Source organism: Corynebacterium tapiri (assembly GCF_006334925.1).
Classification (GTDB): Bacteria; Actinomycetota; Actinomycetes; order Mycobacteriales; family Mycobacteriaceae; genus Corynebacterium; species Corynebacterium tapiri.
Map to the genome: position 1 here is coordinate 86,477 of NZ_VDHJ01000010.1, position 18,112 is coordinate 104,588.

Here is an 18,112-nt window from a genome sequence, read left to right on the forward strand (position 1 = left end):
GAGCAAAACTCGCGGGAGGAGACTTCAACGGTGTTGACACTATTGCAGCCCACAGTGAGTGTCAATCAATCACTTAACAAATCCCCAGTTTTCTGCTACTAGGCGTCATCCAGAAAAATCCCAGAGCATAGGCGTTACGGCTGGCTAAGAGACGTCGCTAAGCAACTGCCCACAGACCACCGGCGACCACCAGACACAGCAGAACATTCAGCCCGAATCCAGATAGCACCCGCCGGATCCCGTACTGCACCACGTCGTTGACAAAAATCGCCGGCAACACCATGAACACGAGGTTTTCCGAGCCATTTAAGGATTGACCCGTCGCGAGATAAAGCATGTGCTGCAGACACGCGAACGTCACCACGGAGGAGAGAATCATCAGCACAAAGCGGTCTTTGCCAAAGAGCGGGACTCGTTTGAGAAAGTTGCCCACTACCAGCCAAAGAATAAAAGCGGTCAGAATGGGCAGGACAAGGTAGCGCCAATCATCCAAGGCCGAGACAAAAATGCCCGCGGTCACATATCCGCCGGTGCGCAGCTGGAGGCGAGACAGCGGCCCATCCAGGATGAGAATCGCACCCACGACAGAAACCGCACCCAGCACAAAGAGCTGCCACGCGTCTGCCTCACCGGGAGCAAACATTTCCTGCCCCGTCGCACCCTCAAACTTGTTGCCCACCCAGGTCAACGCCAATGAGATGACCGCGGTCAGCGGGACCATCCATGCAATGGGCAGCAAGGTCTTCATCACTCCCTGCTTGTTCAGGGAATTGCAGATCATGCCCGGGATCACGATGCCCACCAGGCTCAATCCAGCAAAGAGGTCAGTCCGGTTGTTCAGCCACACGTGCTGCACAATGAGCCAGATCAGCCCCATGGACACACCGGTCATGAGGCCGATGGAGAAGATCATGCGCGGCCGAGGCAGCCAGATCTTCAGAATGACGAAGCGAATGAGGCAGAACGCCACTGCCGAAATCGCCAGGGTGGCCACCACGTTAAGCGGATAGAACATGGCCGCCGCCAGGTATCCCACCGCCAGGCTTCCTCCGGCAGAAACGTGGGTGCGCCGGAAGTAGACGAAGCTCACCAGCAAACCCAGCACAAAGGCAACGTGGGTGTAGTCGAGGAAGAAGTCGTAGCCTTCCACAGTGTTGAGGTCATAACCCGAGAGCGTCATCTATCTCTTCCTTTTTGTAGCTCTGAGAAAACTCAAGCCGCACGTCTAGCTCGCCACCGACTGAAGTTCCCGGTGCAGCTCAGTGTTTTCCAAAGCATCGGGGCACCGGCTCTCAGCCAACGAGTCCACGTGGCTGCGCATCGAGGTCACAGCTTCGGTGTGAATGTTGGCCAGGCCGAAAATGGCAACGCTCTGCTGATCCGCCGGCAGCCCCTCTACGGCGGCGGACAGCAACTGGGCGCCATCCGTCTGATCCATCTCGTCCGTGGCAACGACCACGGACTCCTCCACGCCCTTTTCCACCAGCGCCTTGCGCACTGCAGCCTGCAGGTCGCCGTACAGGGCGACGCGGTCGCAATCACCGATGAGGTCTTGCGCGATGAGGTCGTTGTACATGGTCGCGCGATCAGTACGATCAGCACGGTTGTTTACCGCCAACACCTTCGCGCACTCAGGCGGCAGCTTCTTTGCGGAAAGCTCGCGGAAAACGTTGACCGTGGACTCCCAGTCGTTGACGGCAAACATCGGCACCCAGTAAATGGTGCGCCCGGACGGGTGCGCAATCGTGGTGATCTTGGTGGTGCCCGGATCTGGCTCCGCCGCCAACAGCCCCTTGATGGCCTGGTTCATGTTCAGCCCCAGGTGCTCGGCAACCGCCAGACACACGGCCACGTTTTCCTCGAACTGAATGTAGGAAAACTGCTCGGGCAGAGACTCAGACAGCGTCGTCTTCTCCGCAACGATCAGGCGCGCATCGCGAGCAGCAGTCTCCCGCTCTAGCACCTCGAGCACATCCGGATTGCGCTCAGCCGTAATCAGCGTGCCGCCTTGAGGCACGGTGTTACACAGGCTGGCAGCGATCTCCTCCAGTGTGTCCCCCATCTCCTCTTGGTGGTCCAGGCGCACGTTGGTCAGCACGGTGACAGGCGAACGCAAAATGGTGTGCTGGCAGATGTTCTGGTACTTCGGGCGCACGACCATGCACTCCACCACCAGCCCATTGACCTCCGGGGTCAGCCACTGCGCGAGGAACTTGTACTGCTCATTAATGTTGGCTGGTCCCTTGCGCTGGATGGGGTGTTCCCCCGCCTCGGTGTCGATCACGCAGGCATACGTTCCGGTGGTCTTGGAAATCGTCTGCACACCACACTCGCGCAGCATCTGCCCCAGCATGCGGGTAACGGTCGACTTTCCGCGAATGCCGTTGACGTGGATGTTGTAGTCCAATGAGGACATCCGTCCCCGGTGCTTCTGTTCCTTCTTCCAGAACAGCGCGGCGCCGGTTCCCGAGGCGGCTAGTGAGAGTCCAAGTGCGGCGAACATGAGTGTCTCCTTAGTTGATGTGAATGTAGTTAGAACGCGAATTGTTGAGCGGTTGGTGAGGTGAGAACCAGGCCGTGCCTGCGAGGATCAGCCGCGGCTTGCTCACCAGAAATCACACCGAGGCCGGAATTGAATGTGCCCCTGTCGATGTGGTGTCCCCAGCCCTGGAGCAGATCGTCAGCTTTGGACAGTTCCTTTTCGGTTTCCGGGAAAGCGTCGTAAAGCGGCCCCTCCTCCAGGAACATCCCGTCTTTGTTGGTGGCACCCACGTTGGGCATCAAGACGGCTTGGCTGGGACTTAACCTCCAGTCGATGAGTGCGACCAGCGTTTTGAGCACATACGCAGGGATGAAGCTGCCTCCGGGAGACCCCAGCGCAGCGGTGACCTCGCCCTCGGGGTTCTTCACAATCACCGGGGCCATGGTTGTGCGGGGGTGTGCACCGGGGACCCGGGCATTGAAGTCTCCCTTGTGCTCTGAAGAGGAAAAATTGTTCAGCGAATCGTTGAGGAAGAACCCGTGAGCCACTACCCCGGAACCGAAGTGATGCCCCAATGTGGTGGTCATGCTGGCGGTGTTGCCATAACGATCCCGCACCGTGATCTGTGAGGTTCCCTCTTCTACCCGTGGGTCGTAGGCGGAGCTGTGACCTTTGAGCTTGTGCGGTTCAAGATCTTTTTCCACCTTCTTGTCCTCGATCTCGCGCGCGGAATCCGCGAGCAGTTTCTCGTTGGTGACAATCTGGTCCACATATGCCCGCGCTCCGTCTGGGTGGGTGGCGGGGTCCGTGCGATAAGCATGAGCGTCGGCAAAAGACTGCTTCTGCGCCTCAGCCAGCCGGTGCGCAGCAGTTGCCCGCATGACGGGGGCAGGAGACTCCGGCGCATACGGTTCGAGAGACCCCAGATCCAGGTGTCGAGCAATACCCAGCGTCTCCGCCACGACCATCATCCCGTTGGCGGTATTGGGCGAACCGCACACCTCATGCTCGTGATAGTCCACGCACAGAGGCTCCACCGGCTTGATGCTCTGGGATTGCGTCTCCTGCCACCCGGCAAGAACAGCGTCCAACTGAGTCTGGGAGGACACTTGCTGCTGCAGGCTCCGGGCCTCGTTTCCCTCTGCAACGTCCCAGGTCTTGCGCTTATCGACGCCCTTGGCAACCGATTCGACGTAATCAGCGTAGGCGGGGTTACGCAACGTATCCCCTACTGTGGCCAACTTGCCTTCTTCGGTGGTTACCAGCTGCGTGGCTGCGGCGGTGGGGCTCTGAAAGAGCGCCGAGTATTGCTCGATGCTTTCGGCCAAGCGGGGGGTAACTTCAAACCCATCCCGAGCAAGCCGAGCAGCCGGGGCAACGAGGTCCTGATAGTTAAGAGAACCTGAACCGTGCTCGGCCTTCAGATCGCGGAGCAGCACATCGGTCTGCGGAACCCCTACGCTGCGAATGATGGAGGGGTCCTTGCGAGCTCCGTCGTCACCGAGCGGGGCATACGCAGTTGCGTCCCAGCTCTCGACCTTTCCGGTGCGGTCGGCGTACATGACCAAAGCCCCTCCCCCTGGGCCGGAGGCATAGGGTTCGACGAGCCCCAAGGCATATTGGCTGGCTACCAGCGCATCGGCGGCGGTTCCGCCTTCATTGAGCACCTCGCATCCCACGGCCGAAGCCACTGGATTGGGAGTACTGATTGCAGCACCGGTGTCAGATGCAGAAATGAGAGAGAAATAGTTTTGCGGGTCATCAGCAAAAACTTTCTCGTTGTAAGACGGGTCATATCCGCAATTCAACTCGTCATAAATGGCCCCTAGTGACTTCACCAGGACAGCGCTCACCAAAACCACGGCCACCACCAGTGGAATGACCAGGTAGCCAAGCTTTCGCGTCCAGGCTGGGGAGAAACGCAACATATTGAGACACCGTCAGTGAGATTCTTCGATTTACAACAGGCGAAAATTGCCTGCATAAACTATGAATCACTGTCCAGGAGCCAACAACGTACTTTCGTCTCCCCTTGCAGCGTGTTTGCCTGGAATCAACCTGGACTTTTTGTCCAAGCCGGGAACGAAAGTAGCCAATTGAATGATGCTTTGACCACAGTGCTAACACTTTGGGATGCCGGTCATATATACATCGTTCTCGCGAGGAAATCCGCGCACGCAAAAACTCCGCCTCCCCTTTAAGTAGGGAAGGCGGAGTTCTCTGTTTTTAGTTCTTCAGCAGAACTAGGCGGTCGCAGCCTCGGCCTGCTCAGCAGCCGGCACGATGCTGACGATGCGGCGCTTGCGCTTGATGCCGAACTCGACGGAGCCAGCCTCGAGAGCGAAGAGCGTGTCGTCGCCACCGCGGCCGACGTTCTCGCCCGGGTGGAACTTGGTGCCGCGCTGACGGATCAGGATCTCGCCAGCCTTGACCTTCTGGCCACCGAAACGCTTAACGCCGAGACGCTTGGACTCGGAATCGCGGCCGTTGTTGGAGCTCGATGCACCCTTCTTGTGTGCCATGTCGTAGTCCCTCCTTCTCTAAAGGTTCTTACTTGATGCCGTTGATCTTCAGAACCGTCAGAGGCTGGCGGTGGCCCTGGCGCTTCTTGTAACCGGTCTTGTTCTTGTACTTCAGGATGTTGATCTTCGGGCCCTTGGTGTGCTCGACGATCTCAGCGTCGACGCTCACGGAGGCGAGATCAGATGCGGACTTCACATCAGCACCGTCAACGAGCAGAACGGGGGTGAGAGCCACGGACGAACCCGGCTCACCCTCGATCTTCTCGACCTTGACGAGGTCACCTTCGGCAACCTTGTACTGCTTTCCGCCGGTCTTGACGATCGCGTACATAGGAGGGTTACCCCTTTTTCTATACTCGGCCCAGCCCCCTGTGTAGCTATGACAGTCACGTCAACCGGGGCCCGAAGCCTGAATGGACAGTTACTTCATTTCCGCTTTAAGGCTGTAGCGCCTGCTTCCGTTCGGCCAGCGAGAGCAGCCGGACAGGCGGCGCGATAGCGCTCAAAACAGTGACTGACAAAGACTACCCCGCTACCCGCCCGGATTCCAAACCGCTTTGCTAGCGACGGGGAGAGCGCCGGGTAGCCCGACGGCGACGTCCCCCGCTAGCACTTGCCGATGGCTTCTCCGCAGACTCCCTAGCCTTGCTGGACTGCGCATGCTGCTTAACCGCCTTGTTCTTGGAAGTGGCAGCACGACGCACAGCTCGGCGACGCCCGCGGGTACGCGAGCTGGACCGAGCCTCGTCCTTTGCAGAGTCTTCCGCAACCTCCTCTACCGCAGGCTCGGCGGCCTGAGGCTGCATCACAAAGTCTTCGCGGCGGGGCCTGCGATCCGACACCGAGTTACCCCGCGTGCGGCGCTTGCGGCGAGGGGATGCCTCGAACTCAGCGACTGCAGCCTGGAAGGCTTGCTCGTCACCCACGTAGTCCGCATCCGAAGGCTCCTCGGGGTCAAGGCGCGTCGCGGTATCCACTGCGGCCGCGGCGATCTGCTCTACCTCGCTGAGCGTGTCAGCGCCCTCGGCATGCTCCTCGTGCTGAGCATCCCGACGATTCCGAGCGCCCCGCCCACGGTTGCCACCACGACGTCCCCGGCGGCGACTCGAACGTCGAGAAGCGTTCTCCTCCTCGGAGTCCTCCTCTGCGTCTACCGACAGGACCGAGTCGGCCAGGCGCTCCAGATCCTCGTTCGAGGATGCGCGCTTGCGCGGCGCCTCGTGCTCGCGCGGCGCATGGTGGGCGGCACGCTCGTTGTCGTGCTCGCGTTCACCGGCGTGTGGGTCCACTGGCTCGTCGTGGACGATGAGGCCGCGACCAACGCAGTTCTCGCAGGTGCTGGCGAAGGTCTCCAAGAGGCCGGTTCCCAGTCGCTTGCGGGTCATCTGCACCAAGCCGAGCGAAGTCACCTCACTGACCTGGTGGCGGGTGCGGTCCCGGCCAAGGGCCTCCTTCAGGCGGCGCAGCACCAGGTCCTGGTTCTCGGGCAGGACCATATCGATGAAGTCGACCACGATCATTCCGCCAAGATCACGCAGGCGCATCTGACGCACGATCTCCTCGGCCGCCTCGAGGTTATTGCGGGTGACAGTCTCTTCCAGGTTGCCTCCGGAGCCGGTGAAGCGGCCGGTGTTGACGTCAATGACCACCATCGCCTCGGTGTGGTCGATGACCAGATGGCCACCAGAGGGCAGCCAGACCTTACGCGCCAGGGCCTTTTGCAGCTGTTCGTCGACGCGGTACTCCTCAAAAGAGGAACGGTCGCCGTGCTGCTCAGCGTGGTAGCGCTCCAGGCGCCCCTTGAGGTCGGGTGCGACGGAACCGACGTAGGAGCTGACCTTGTTCCATACACGATCGCCTTCCACGATCAGAGCAGAGAAGTCCTCGTTGAACACGTCCCGGATGACCTTGATCAGGGTCTCCGGCTCCTCGTACAGGGTGGCCGGCTTGGCGCCCTTCTTGGCCTTGAGCTTCTCAGCGCGCTCGGTGATGTTCTCCCACGCCGTGTGCAGACGCTTCACATCGGTGGCGATGGCCTCCTCGGAGGTGTTCTCCGCAGCCGTCCGGATGATCGCTCCCCCCTTACCGGGGATGACACGACCCAGGATCTCCTTGAGGCGCTTGCGCTCCGGTGCCGGCAGCTTGCGCGAGATTCCCGCGCTGCGCCCGCCGGGCACGTACACCAGGAAGCGGCCGGCCAAAGATACCTGGGTAGTCAGCCGCGGACCCTTATGCCCCAAAGGATCCTTGGACACCTGAACCAGAATCTGATCCCCAGACTTTAGGGCCTGCTCAATGGAGCGGGTGCGCTGGCCGAGCGCCTTGAAGTCGATGTCCGAGGCATAAAGCACGCCATTGCGCCCAGTTCCGATGTCAATGAAGGCAGCCTCCATTGAAGGCAACACGTTCTGCACACGCCCCAGGTAGATGTTGCCGATCATGGAGGTTTGCTCATCGGAGGTGACAAAGTGCTCGACGAGCATGCCGTCTTCCAGCACTCCGATCTGGGTCAGTGCCCCAGCCCGATCGGTGCGCTCACGCTCGCGCACCACCATCGTGCGGTTCACCGATTCCCGGCGCGCCAGGAATTCCGCCTGCGAGACGATGTGTTTGCGCGACTTACCAGCCTCGCGCATCTCAGAGCGGCGACGGCGCTGAGCCTCCAGACGGGTAGAACCCTTGATCGCCACCGGCTCGGTGGTCGCGGGCTCCTCCGTCTCAGTCTCCTCGGTTTCAGGTTCCTCGACGTGCACCTGCTCCTTAGCCTTGCGCTGGGAGGCGGGCTTCCGACGCGCGGAGCGACGCCGTCCCCGGCGCCCCTTGCCAGACTCGCTTTCTTCCTCAGCGCCGTCCTTCTCATCGCTGGGTGCAGCGCCGTCAGCGGGCGCGACAAAAACCGGCGCGAACTCGTCGGCTTCTGAGTCGTCGTCCTGCGGTGCCGGGGTGATCTCGGGCGCTACCTCCTCCAGATCCGACTCGCTGGCGTTAAGCAGCTCTGCGGCCACCTTTTCCTCGATCTGGTGGATCTCATTCTCGACGTTCTTGCGGACCCGCTCGCGCAGCTTCTCCTCGTCGACCTGCTCTTCCTTGGCCGGGGCGTCCTCCTGCTTCTTGGCGGGGGACGCCTTCTTGGCGGGCTTTTTGGTGGTGCGCTTGGTGGACCGTTTGGTGGTCTTCTTGGCAGTCTTCTCGGTCGACTCTTCGGCCTGAGGCTCCTCGTCCTGGGGCTCTTCAGCCTTCTTGGTGGACTTTGTGGTCGTCTTCTTCGTCGCCTTGGAGGCGGACTTGGTAGAGCGCTTACGTGCCGGCTTCTTCTTAGCCGGGGCCGCGTCCTCGCCGGCCTCGCCCGACACTTCCTTCTTCTCAGTTGCGCCCACGCGCTGGGTCGCGGTAGCAAACAAAGCGTCCACCACGTCCATGCTCAACGAGCTCTGGGCGACCTTGCGCTCCCCGTTTTCCGCCAGCGCGTTGGTCAGCTGGCGCGATGAGACTCCCAACTTCTTGGCCAGGACGTACACACGGATGGACGAGCCCAGCTCCGCGCGATCAATGGTGTTTGCTGCATGAGCGATCTGTTCCCACGCCTGGTGGGTATTTGAGTTATCTGCCACGGTACTTCTCCTTTTGAGGAACGTAACCGGCATGCCTCTCTAACCCGGGCGCTGGTCCACTACGTGTAACGAGGACCGCCGCCGCGCGGGCAGAAAAGATGCAGTTTCCTGATGAAAGAAATCGATGCGCCGAACGCTTACTTTGGTGGCGCTGCGACTATTGTCGCACACCCTGACATCCTTAGACGGGGTGACATACCTGCGCTAGCCTTGGCCCACATGTCGGCCATCGAGCGTTATCGCAAGGATTTGCACCCTCATCCGGCTGCAGTGTGGCCAACAGCGATCTCGTTCGGCGCGATCTTTGCCGGTTTGTCGCTGGAAAACCCCCTGATTTGCATCCCAGCGATCGTCATCCTCATCGCCTCCGGAATCTGGGCCTGGCGCTCGACCAAGGTGAACCCCCAGCTAGAGGTTGTGGAGTATCGCTCGGGTGACTATCCAACCCTCCTTTTGGTCGCCAAGCCCTTCATTCCCCTGATCGCCTCTTTTCCCGCCTCGTGGCTCGCCATCGATTCGCTGCAATCACCGCTGGCTGGTGCCCTCGCCGCCGGTACGGCCCACGCGCTCGGCTTAAGCGTGGTGTTGCGTTCTGGCTACCAGGTTCAACGCGTTGGCAACCGTCGGCTCAAGCGGCTGCTTCAAACTTCCTCGCTGGAAGGGGTAACCACCTCCGGTGTTAACGCCGCCGAAGCCCACGGTGATTTCCTGGCTGCGATGGTGGCGTGCGGCGCCGTCGACGGAGTCTTCGTCCGGGATGTCACTCTCAGTGCGCTTCTCGACGCCCCCGAAGCCGAGATTCGAGAAGACATGGACCTGCTGGATAAGGCGGAGTTAGTAAAGACCCGCTGGCAGTACGACTCCCACGGCAAGCGCCGCCCCGAGGCGAGCCTGACTCCCCTAGCCGTGAAAACGATATCAGCAGCCCGCTCTCGCTAGCGCGCTACCGCGTTAGCTCGACACCGGTTCGGTGCGCCGCGCAACCCCCATGGACAAAAGGTCCACCAAGGTGTCGTGGGTGTCTTGGTAGGTAGCTTGGGCATCCACACCCACTGCCCGGACGACGCACCCGTCCACCACGAGCACCACGATTGCGGGGTCGATATCCCTCTGGGCGGCCTGTAATGCTTGCCCAATATCTTCCAGCTGTTCGTTACGGATGGTAGACATGCATTCGCGCAGCGTCGCCGACTCACGCGTGCAGTCCATGGACACTCCCACCCAGCCGGTAAGCCAGAACTGCGGGTCGGGAATGATCAAATCCAGGATTGCGCTGGCGACGTGTTCATTGCTCGCACCGGCCAGGTACGCAAGGTCGTCGTTAAGCTCCGCCACATGCGCGGCACGGCGCTGCCCCATCGCGGTGACCGCGTGCACAAGCAGCTCATCTCGAGTGTGGAAGTAGTAACCGATCGACCCCACCGGGACAGCAGCGCGCGTGGCTACCTGCCGATGGGTCACCCCCTGCAAACCGAACTCAAACATGAGGTCGATGGCGGCATCGAGGATTGCCTGCTTTTTCAATTGCGAGCGGCGTTGCTGCACGCGTCCACCCATGGCTGTGAATGTCTCCTATCGACGGATGCGGTCAGCTCGGATTGATATGAGAGTACCCGATTCAGCCCACCAGACATAAGCGGATCTTATGGGTAGTGATTTCGCTTTTGCATAACCGGCGCAAACAACAAAAACGCCGTTCCAGCGAGGGAACGGCGGTTAGTTTCTCTGAACCTTAGAGGTTCGGGAACCAGATGTTGATCTCGCGCTCGGCGGACTCCGGAGAGTCGGAGCCGTGAACAACGTTCTCACCCACGGTCAGGGCGAAGTCGCCACGGATGGTGCCCGGGGTGGCCTTGGACACCGGGTCAGTTCCACCGGCCAGCTGACGCCATGCTTCGATGGCGCGCTCGCCCTCGACGATGCCGGCGACCAGCGGAGCGGAGGTGATAAAGTCCACCAGCTCGCCGAAGAACGGCTTATCCTTGTGCTCCGCGTAGTGCTTCTCGGCGGTCTCGCGGTCGGTCACGCGCAGATCCAGCGCAGCGAGCTTGAGGCCCTTGCGCTCGATGCGAGCGATGATCTCTCCAACATGGCCGTTGGCCACACCGTCCGGCTTGATCAGAATCAGCGTACGTTCAGTCATGACCCACAGCCTACCGGCCAACCTCCTGCCCGTGCTGTCCAACTCCCGTTAAGCAGTTAGACCTTTTGTTGAAGAGTCAACATTATTAGTATGGCACTATGACTGCCGTTGAAATCCTTAGCTCACGCGACGTCCCGTTAGGCGGGCCGCGGGCCATGACCGTCCGCAGAACGTTGCCCCAAAAGCAACGCTCTCTCATCGGCGCCTGGTGCTTTATCGACCACTACGGGCCCGACAATGTGTCTAAAAGCGGCGGCATGGACGTCGCACCCCATCCACACACCGGATTACAAACGGTGAGCTGGCTGTTTAGCGGAAACGTCATGCACCATGACTCCGGCGATCACCACGCCGTCGTCGTCCCGGGGGAGGTCAACCTCATGACCGCCGGGGCAGGCATCTGCCACTCGGAGGTCTCCACGCAGTCCACCACCGTGCTGCACGGAGTACAGCTGTGGACCGCCCTGCCCGATTCCGCTCGCCACGGCCAGCGTCGCTTCGATCACTTCCGCCCGCCGCGCACGCTTCTCGACGGCGGCCATGCCCTGGTATTCATCGGTGAATTGGCCGGGGCCCGCTCTCCTATTCCCACGTTTACTCCTCTGGTGGGCGCCGAGATCACCGTCGAGCCCCACAGCGAGGTGGTTCTCGGGCTCAATCCCGACTTCGAACACGGAGTGCTGGTCGATTCTGGAGACATCACTGTCGGCTCCACCCACGTCGAGGTCAGCGCGTTGGCCTATACAGGGGTCGGAGAGACGTCGATAAGCATTGCGAATGCCTCCGACCACCCGGCGCGCCTCATCCTGATCGGAGGCGAGCCGTTTCGCGAGCAGATCGTGATGTGGTGGAACTTCCTCGGTCGCAGTCACGAGGAGATCGAGCAGTTCCGCCAACAGTGGGAACACCACGACGAGCGCTTCGGGCACACGCGTGGATATATTTCCCATGACCGTGAAGGCGTAGACCGATTGCCCGCGCCGCCGCTACCGAACACCCGGTTAAGACCGCGAGTTAATCCAGCCCCGGTAGCTCGTACCTAACCCTTGAGAGGAACCAATGACTCCTAACCACGGGCCTTACCTGGACAAGATTTTCCCCGACCTGTATTCCGCGCTGGGCAAGGTCAACGGGCAGGTAAAGAGGTTGATAAAGGAGGTTGACCTCGACCCGGCCCTGGTAGAGCTTGCCCTCGTGCGAGCCAGCCAAATCAATGGTTGCGCAGCATGCCTGTCTATTCATGTGCCGCGGGCGCGTCGTCTGGGAGTTGCCGAGACCAAGCTCGACATCCTGCCTTCCTGGCGGGAAACCGACGTCTTTAACCTCGAGGAGCGAACGGCCCTCGAGCTAGCTGAGCACATCACACTCATGCCCGCAGGCGTGCGCAAGGCCGACGCTGCGGTCGACGCGCTACAGGTTTTCGCGGAGGAGCAGGTCGCCGTCTTGGAGTGGGCGATCGTGATGATCAACAGCTACAACCGGCTGTCCATCATGTCGGGGCATCCTCCGCTCAGCGGCGACTAGCGTCGCTCTTCCCCTGTGCCCAGGTGTTGTGTGGTCAGCAGGCCACGCTTCATGCGCTCGATCAGGTTGGCTCTGAGGAAGAGCATGTACCACCACACCAGGCCAAAGATCACCATGATGGCGGTTACTGACCAGTGGACCAGGATGCCGCCAATGATTCCTACGAATTGCAGGGCAATAGCAGCCTTCATGCCCCAGGAGAATCGCTGCAGGAACGCTAGGACGACGTGCGCGAAGCCCAGCGCCACGATGAAGGCGATGTTGAACGGCGTCCACAGCGCACCCGAATCCACCTTGAGCACCACGGTCAGCGCCAGGAAGATCGTAATGGCCTCGAGGATGAGCATGCCGGAGACCACCCCGCGCAGACCCTTGAGGGGATCCTTGATGGGGACGCTTCCTGGACCCAGCGGGCCGACCTCAACACGCTGGTCACGGGAACGAGCACTCATTTACTGTGGGTCCTTTCCAAACATGGCGCGGGCCTGACCAGCAGTGACCACGGAGCCGGTAATGACGATGCCCGATCCTGACTGAATGTCCGCGTCCTCGGCGAGCTCGACGGCAAGCGCGTACGCGCCGGCGAGGTTGTCCATGACGTGGACGCGCTCCTCCCCGAATACGTCCCGGGCGGTCTCTGCAAGCTCGTAGGCATCCGTGGCGCGAGGCGAGATCGGCTGGGTAATGACGACCTCGCTAAGGCAGCTCTCCAGCTCGGTGAGGATGCCGCGGGCATCCTTTTCGCCCAGGATTCCGACGACGCCGATAAGCCGGGAGAAGTCGAAATCGCGCTCGATGGCCTGCGCCAGGGCACGCGCACCATGGGGGTTGTGAGCGGCGTCGATAAGCGTCGCCGGAGTGGAGCGCACCCGCTCCAAGCGCCCCGGAGAGACGCACTGCGCGAATCCCTTGCGGACGGTGTCGATGTCTAGCGGACGCCCGGTTCCCGCGCCGAAGAAAGCCTCTACTGCTGCCAGGGCAATCGCCGCGTTGCGGGCCTGGTGCTCTCCCGCCAGGGGCAGGAAGATCTCGGTGTAGTCCCCACCGAGACCGCGCAGGGTGAGCATCTGGCCGCCCACCGCGAGCGTGGATTCCACCACTCCGAACTCACTTCCGGCGCGAGCGACCGAGGCATCCACCGAGATAGCGCGTTCCAAAACGACCTTTAGTGCTTCTGGTTCTTGCTCGGCGACGATCGCCACGTTGTCGGGAGGGGTGAGCAGGTCGTCCTTATCCCAGCGGGACTTGATGATCCCCGCCTTCTCCCCCGCGATCTCCTCCAAGGTCTCGCCAAGGTAATCCGTGTGATCGAGGCCAATGGGCATGACCACGGCGACGTCCGAGCTGATCACGTTGGTGGCATCCCAAGTGCCACCCAGTCCCACCTCGACCACGGCCACATCAACCGGGGCGTCGGCGAAGGCACTGTAGGCGATGGCGATGAGCACCTCGAACATGCTCATCGGATGCTCGCTGCGCTCGTCGACCATGCGCACGAACGGCAGGATCTCCTCGTAGATGCGCACGAAGTCCGCCGGGTGGATCGGCTCGCCGTCGATGCCTATGCGCTCGGTGATGGACTGCAGGTGCGGACTCGTAGTCCGGCCCGTGCGCCGGTGGAAGGCGCGCAGCAAAGACTCCACCATGCGCGCGGTCGAGGACTTGCCGTTGGTGCCCGCAATGTGGATCGAGGCAAAGGTCTTCTCGGGCGAACCCAGGAAGTCCATAAGCAGGCGGATGCGATCCAACGAAGGGTCGATCTTGGTTTCGGGCCATCGCGCCAGGAGCTCCTGCTCGACCTCCGCCAGGCGCACGCGATCAGCCTCGGTGATTTCGCGGGAGACCACCTCGGGGTTTTCCTGATGAGACTCCCCCAAGTTCAGGCTCAGCCCGTGATCCTCCACGCTGATGCGCCCGAACTCGGTGTCCAGAACGTCGTGCTCCTCCTCTGGGGACTCAGCGTGGGCCTGCTCCAGGGCCTGACGCAGCTGCTCCAGGTCGGGCCCGGTAGAGGGCTCGTCGTGTGCTCCCACTACTTCAGCCCCTCTAGACGAGCGGTAATGCGCTCGACCTCTTCCTGCGCCAGGGCCTGGCGAGCGCGGATCTTGTCCACCACCTCAGCCGGGGCCTTGGCCAGGAAGTTCTCGTTGCCGAGCTTCTTGCCCGTGGTCTCCAACTCCTTGGTGGCCGCAGCCAGGTCCTTGTTCAGGCGTGCTCGCTCGGCTTCCTTGTCCACCGCGGAGGAGGTGTCCAGGCCCACGTTCACCGTGGAGGAGCTCAGGCGCACCTCTAGGCTGGCGGACTCGGAGAACTGATCACCCGGTGCGTCGACACGAGCGACAGAACGAATGAGCTCTTCCTGCTCAGCAAGGTCCACGGAAGCGAAGTCGATGAGTGCGGGAACGCGCTGGGAAGGCTTAACGCCTTGGTCTGCACGGAAGCGGCGCAGCTCGGTAATCAGAGCAATGGCGTCGCTCATGCGTGTGGCCGCGCGCTCATCCGGCTCCACACCACCGTTGGTGTCCTCGGCCGTGGGCCAAGTAGCAACCACCACAGAATTCTGCCCAGTCAGCGTGGTCCAGAGCTTCTCCGTCACAAACGGCATGGTCGGGTGCAGCAGGCGCAGGATGACGTCGAGCACACGTCCTAGGACAATCTGCGTGTTTCGCCCCTGCTCGCTGGTGCCCTCGCGGGGGATCTGGGTCTTGGCGATCTCCACGTACCAGTCGCAGAACTCGTTCCAGGTGAACTGGTAGAGCTCCTCGTTGGCCTTAGCAAACTGGTAGCGATCCAAGTAGTCGTCGACCTTGGCGCGGGTCTGCTCCAGGCGATCCAGGATCCAGCGGTCGGCATCGGTTAGCGCCGCGCGCTCGGGCAGGGCATCTACTGCCGCGCCGTTCATGAGGGCGAACTTGGTGGCGTTGTAGATCTTGGTGGCAAAGTTGCGAGAGCTCTGCGCGTGATCATCGCCCACCGGCAGATCCACGCCCGGGTTAGCACCGCGCGCCAGGGTGAAGCGCAGCGCGTCCGCGCCGAATCGCTCGACCCAGTCCATCGGGTCGATGCCGTTGCCCAGCGACTTGGACATCTTGCGTCCCTGCTCGTCGCGGACCAGGCCGTGCAGGTAGACGTCCGTGAACGGAACCTGCGGGCGACCGGACTCACCAGCCGGAATCACGTCCGGGGTGACCTTTGAGGCGAAGGTGGCAAACATCATCATGCGCGCCACCCAGAAGAAGATGATGTCGTACCCAGTGACCAACACCGAGGTGGGATAGAAGCGCGACAGGTCCTCGGTCTTGTCGGGCCAGCCCAACGTGGAGAAGGGCCACAGGCCAGAGGAGAACCAGGTGTCCAGCACGTCCGGATCCTGCTCGTAACCGGCGGGGGCCTCCTCATCCGGCCCGACGCATACGACGTCCCCGTCGGGGCCGTAGAAGATCGGGATGCGGTGGCCCCACCACAGCTGTCGGGAGATGCACCAGTCGTGCATGTCATCGACCCAGTCGAAGTAGCGAGCTTCCAGCGACTGCGGGTGGATGGTCGTATCGCCCTCGCGCACGGCGTCACCGGCCATCTTGGCCAGCTCCTTGACCTTGACAAACCACTGCAGGCTCAGGCGCGGCTCGATGGCTTCGCCGGAACGCTCGGAGTGGCCAACAGAGTGCACGTAGGGGCGGATCTCCTTAACGATGCGCCCCTGCTCACGCAGCGCCTCGTTGAGCTGGACGCGGGCCTCTTCGCGGCTCAGGCCGTCAAAGCGCGTGCCGGTATTGGCAATGTGCCCGGTGGTGTCCATGATCGTGGGCATGTCCAGGTTGTGGCGCACGCCCATGGCGTAGTCGTTCGGGTCGTGGGCCGGGGTGATCTTCACCGCGCCCGTGCCGAACTCGGGGTCGACATAGTCGTCGGCGATGACCTTCAGGGTGAGGTCGTCGCGGAAGGGGTGAGCGAGCTCCTGGCCCACCAGGTGGGTGTAGCGCTCGTCGTCCGGGTGGACCGCGATGGCGACGTCGCCCAGCATCGTCTCAATGCGGGTTGTGGCCACGACCAGGTGCGGCTCGTCGTCGTTAAGCGAACCGTAACGGAAGGACACGAGCTCACCCTCGACGTCCTTGTACACCACTTCCTGATCGCTGACGGCCGTCTCCAGGATCGGCGACCAGTTGACCAGGCGGTTAGCGCGGTAGATGAGGTCGCGGTCGTACAGCTCCTTGAAGATGGTCTGCACGGCGCGCGCCAGGTTCTCATCCAGGGTAAATCGCTCGCGGGACCAGTCGACGGAATCGCCGATGGCGCGCATCTGGCCGGCGATGGTGCCGCCGTACTTGTTCTTCCAGTCCCAGACCTTGGCTACGAACTCGTCGCGCTCGTAATCCCAGCGACGCTTGCCCTCGGTCTCCTTGAGCGAGGCCTCGACCTTGGACTGGGTAGCGATGCCGGCGTGGTCCATGCCAGGCAGCCACAGGACCTCATAGCCCTGCATGCGCTTGCGACGCGCCAGGCAGTCCATAAGCGTGTGGTCGAGCGCGTGGCCCATGTGCAGCTGGCCGGTGACGTTCGGCGGCGGCAGGACAATAGAGAACGGAGGCTTAGAACTGGAGGCATCCGCGGTGAAGAATCCGCTGGATACCCAGTGCTCGTACAACCCTGCTTCGTGTTCGCTGGGCTCCCACGATTTGGGCAGGCTGTCGGCGCGGTTGGTGCCTAGGATCTCATTTCGCTCAGTCACGCGCTCCATCATATCGGGAGTGCAAAATTTGCCCTGCACCCCAGCCGTCTGCGCGCTACTTCAACAGGTGAGACACGGCCTCGCGCTCGGCGCGCAGTTCCTTCACAGAAGCCTCGATGCGCTCGCGCTGGAAGTCGCTGAGCTCCAGGTCCGGAACGATCGAATAGGCACCGTCCTTGGCAACGGTTGGGAATCCCGAAATCAGCCCCTCATCCACTCCGTAGGAGCCGTCCGAAATCACCGCGGCGGTGACCCACCCTGCGGAGCCGTGCACCCAGTCCCGCATGTGATCCGCGGCAGCTGAGGCAGCGGAAGCCGCCGAGGAGCTTCCACGCACGTCAATGATCTCTGCGCCACGCTTGGCCACGCGCGGAATGAACTCGTCGGTGTACCAGGCCTGGTCGACCTCCACGGGCTTGCCCCCAGACAGCGCGTAGGTCAGGTCGGGGAACTGCGTGGCAGAGTGGTTGCCCCACACTGCGACCTTTTCCAGGTCAGTCGTGGATACCTCCAGGCGTTGAGCGAGCTGGCTCAGCGCACGGTTGTGGTCCAAGCGCATGAGGGCGTGGAAGCGATCAGCTGGCACATCCTGTGCATTGCGCTGGGTGATCAGCGCGTTGGTGTTCGCCGGGTTTCCCACCACCAGCACGCGCACATCGTCGGCGGCGTGATCGTTGATCGCGGCCCCCTGAACGGTAAAGATCTCACCGTTGGCCGTAAGCAGGTCCGAGCGCTCCATGCCCTTGGTGCGCGGGCGAGCGCCCACCAGGAAGCAGGCGTTTGCCCCGTCGAAGGCCACCGCGGGATCGTCGGTGACGGTGATGTCGCTGACCAAGGGGAAAGCGGAATCCGCCAGCTCCATCTGCACCCCTTCCGCGGCTCGTGCGGCCTGCGGAATCTCGAGCAGCCGGAGATCCACCGGAGTGTTAGGCCCGAAGACATCGCCAGAGGCAATGCGCCACAAGAGGGAGTAGGCAATGTTTCCTGCTGCACCGGTGACGGTGACTCGAATCGGGGTGGCGTTCATGTTCGCTCCTTGTCGCAGAATCGTACGTCCTGCACCCCCATAATTGGTGTCTGCCGACCGCAATCGCGGAA

At 61.8% G+C, this 18,112-nt stretch carries 15 protein-coding genes; 3 read left to right on the forward strand and 12 right to left on the reverse strand.

The window, feature by feature from the left end:
• Nucleotides 1–157: 157 nt before the first annotated feature.
• From FHE74_RS08055 to FHE74_RS08080, 6 genes are all read right to left on the reverse strand, one after another.
• Entirely contained in the window at nucleotides 158–1,180 is a 1,023-nt protein-coding gene (locus FHE74_RS08055) for a poly-gamma-glutamate biosynthesis protein PgsC/CapC (protein ID WP_139465995.1), read from the reverse strand.
• A 45-nt stretch (nucleotides 1,181–1,225) separates the two neighbouring features.
• Entirely contained in the window at nucleotides 1,226–2,503 is a 1,278-nt protein-coding gene (pgsB, locus tag FHE74_RS08060) for a poly-gamma-glutamate synthase PgsB (RefSeq protein ID WP_139465996.1), read from the reverse strand.
• Nucleotides 2,504–2,532: 29 nt separating this feature from the next.
• Nucleotides 2,533–4,410, reverse strand: coding sequence for a gamma-glutamyltransferase (locus tag FHE74_RS08065; RefSeq protein WP_139465997.1), 1,878 nt, complete (start codon nucleotides 4,408–4,410; stop codon nucleotides 2,533–2,535).
• Nucleotides 4,411–4,725: 315 nt separating this feature from the next.
• Nucleotides 4,726–5,004 (reverse strand): 50S ribosomal protein L27, encoded by a 279-nt coding sequence (gene rpmA / locus FHE74_RS08070; RefSeq protein WP_139465998.1) that lies wholly within the window; start codon nucleotides 5,002–5,004, stop codon nucleotides 4,726–4,728.
• A gap of 28 nt (nucleotides 5,005–5,032) precedes the next feature.
• Nucleotides 5,033–5,335 (reverse strand): 50S ribosomal protein L21, encoded by a 303-nt coding sequence (gene rplU, locus FHE74_RS08075; RefSeq protein ID WP_139465999.1) that lies wholly within the window; start codon nucleotides 5,333–5,335, stop codon nucleotides 5,033–5,035.
• Nucleotides 5,336–5,564: 229 nt separating this feature from the next.
• Entirely contained in the window at nucleotides 5,565–8,423 is a 2,859-nt protein-coding gene (locus FHE74_RS08080; RefSeq protein ID WP_425456339.1) for an Rne/Rng family ribonuclease, read from the reverse strand.
• 411 nt (nucleotides 8,424–8,834) lie between these two features.
• On the opposite strand from FHE74_RS08080, the gene FHE74_RS08085 reads away from it, so the two are divergent.
• On the forward strand, nucleotides 8,835–9,554 hold the full coding sequence (locus FHE74_RS08085; protein ID WP_139466001.1) for a hypothetical protein: 720 nt from the start codon (nucleotides 8,835–8,837) through the stop codon (nucleotides 9,552–9,554).
• A 12-nt stretch (nucleotides 9,555–9,566) separates the two neighbouring features.
• Here the strand turns inward: FHE74_RS08085 and FHE74_RS08090 are convergent, their stop codons facing one another.
• Nucleotides 9,567–10,172: a TetR/AcrR family transcriptional regulator gene (locus tag FHE74_RS08090; protein ID WP_139466002.1), complete on the reverse strand. Its 606-nt coding sequence runs from the start codon at nucleotides 10,170–10,172 to the stop codon at nucleotides 9,567–9,569.
• A gap of 175 nt (nucleotides 10,173–10,347) precedes the next feature.
• On the reverse strand, nucleotides 10,348–10,758 hold the full coding sequence (ndk, locus tag FHE74_RS08095; RefSeq protein WP_139466003.1) for a nucleoside-diphosphate kinase: 411 nt from the start codon (nucleotides 10,756–10,758) through the stop codon (nucleotides 10,348–10,350).
• Between the two features lie 98 nt (nucleotides 10,759–10,856).
• On the opposite strand from ndk, the gene FHE74_RS08100 reads away from it, so the two are divergent.
• Complete coding sequence (locus FHE74_RS08100) at nucleotides 10,857–11,801, forward strand: pirin family protein (protein ID WP_139466004.1); 945 nt, start codon at nucleotides 10,857–10,859, stop codon at nucleotides 11,799–11,801.
• Between the two features lie 16 nt (nucleotides 11,802–11,817).
• Nucleotides 11,818–12,282, forward strand: coding sequence for a carboxymuconolactone decarboxylase family protein (locus FHE74_RS08105; protein ID WP_139466005.1), 465 nt, complete (start codon nucleotides 11,818–11,820; stop codon nucleotides 12,280–12,282).
• Here the strand turns inward: FHE74_RS08105 and FHE74_RS08110 are convergent.
• From FHE74_RS08110 to FHE74_RS08125, 4 genes are read right to left on the reverse strand one after another with little or no spacing between them, the layout of a single operon-like run.
• The gene (locus tag FHE74_RS08110; RefSeq protein ID WP_139466006.1) at nucleotides 12,279–12,734 is read right to left on the reverse strand and encodes a DUF4233 domain-containing protein; all 456 of its coding nucleotides are present in this window, start codon (nucleotides 12,732–12,734) and stop codon (nucleotides 12,279–12,281) included. The two genes, FHE74_RS08105 and FHE74_RS08110, sit on opposite strands and share 4 nt — an antisense overlap.
• Nucleotides 12,735–14,315, reverse strand: a complete 1,581-nt coding sequence (gene folC, locus FHE74_RS08115; RefSeq protein ID WP_425456338.1) for a bifunctional tetrahydrofolate synthase/dihydrofolate synthase — start codon at nucleotides 14,313–14,315, stop codon at nucleotides 12,735–12,737. It lies immediately after the preceding gene.
• Nucleotides 14,315–17,023, reverse strand: coding sequence for a valine--tRNA ligase (locus FHE74_RS08120; protein WP_218973322.1), 2,709 nt, complete (start codon nucleotides 17,021–17,023; stop codon nucleotides 14,315–14,317). The genes folC and FHE74_RS08120 overlap by 1 nt, the downstream gene beginning before the upstream one ends.
• Before the next feature lie 46 nt (nucleotides 17,024–17,069).
• Nucleotides 17,070–18,041 (reverse strand): malate dehydrogenase, encoded by a 972-nt coding sequence (locus FHE74_RS08125; protein ID WP_139466008.1) that lies wholly within the window; start codon nucleotides 18,039–18,041, stop codon nucleotides 17,070–17,072.
• Nucleotides 18,042–18,112 lie beyond the last annotated feature (71 nt).

Coding starts and splice junctions, on each gene's coding strand:
- FHE74_RS08055 (WP_139465995.1), bottom strand. CDS start 1,180: ATGACGCTCTCGGGTTATGACCTCAACACTGTGGAAGGCTACGACTTC.
- pgsB (WP_139465996.1), bottom strand. CDS start 2,503: ATGTTCGCCGCACTTGGACTCTCACTAGCCGCCTCGGGAACCGGCGCC.
- FHE74_RS08065 (WP_139465997.1), bottom strand. CDS start 4,410: ATGTTGCGTTTCTCCCCAGCCTGGACGCGAAAGCTTGGCTACCTGGTC.
- rpmA (WP_139465998.1), bottom strand. CDS start 5,004: ATGGCACACAAGAAGGGTGCATCGAGCTCCAACAACGGCCGCGATTCC.
- rplU (WP_139465999.1), bottom strand. CDS start 5,335: ATGTACGCGATCGTCAAGACCGGCGGAAAGCAGTACAAGGTTGCCGAA.
- FHE74_RS08080 (WP_425456339.1), bottom strand. CDS start 8,423: ATGGACGTGGTGGACGCTTTGTTTGCTACCGCGACCCAGCGCGTGGGC.
- FHE74_RS08085 (WP_139466001.1), top strand. CDS start 8,835: ATGTCGGCCATCGAGCGTTATCGCAAGGATTTGCACCCTCATCCGGCT.
- FHE74_RS08090 (WP_139466002.1), bottom strand. CDS start 10,172: ATGGGTGGACGCGTGCAGCAACGCCGCTCGCAATTGAAAAAGCAGGCA.
- ndk (WP_139466003.1), bottom strand. CDS start 10,758: ATGACTGAACGTACGCTGATTCTGATCAAGCCGGACGGTGTGGCCAAC.
- FHE74_RS08100 (WP_139466004.1), top strand. CDS start 10,857: ATGACTGCCGTTGAAATCCTTAGCTCACGCGACGTCCCGTTAGGCGGG.
- FHE74_RS08105 (WP_139466005.1), top strand. CDS start 11,818: ATGACTCCTAACCACGGGCCTTACCTGGACAAGATTTTCCCCGACCTG.
- FHE74_RS08110 (WP_139466006.1), bottom strand. CDS start 12,734: ATGAGTGCTCGTTCCCGTGACCAGCGTGTTGAGGTCGGCCCGCTGGGT.
- FHE74_RS08120 (WP_218973322.1), bottom strand. CDS start 17,023: ATGGAGCGCGTGACTGAGCGAAATGAGATCCTAGGCACCAACCGCGCC.
- FHE74_RS08125 (WP_139466008.1), bottom strand. CDS start 18,041: ATGAACGCCACCCCGATTCGAGTCACCGTCACCGGTGCAGCAGGAAAC.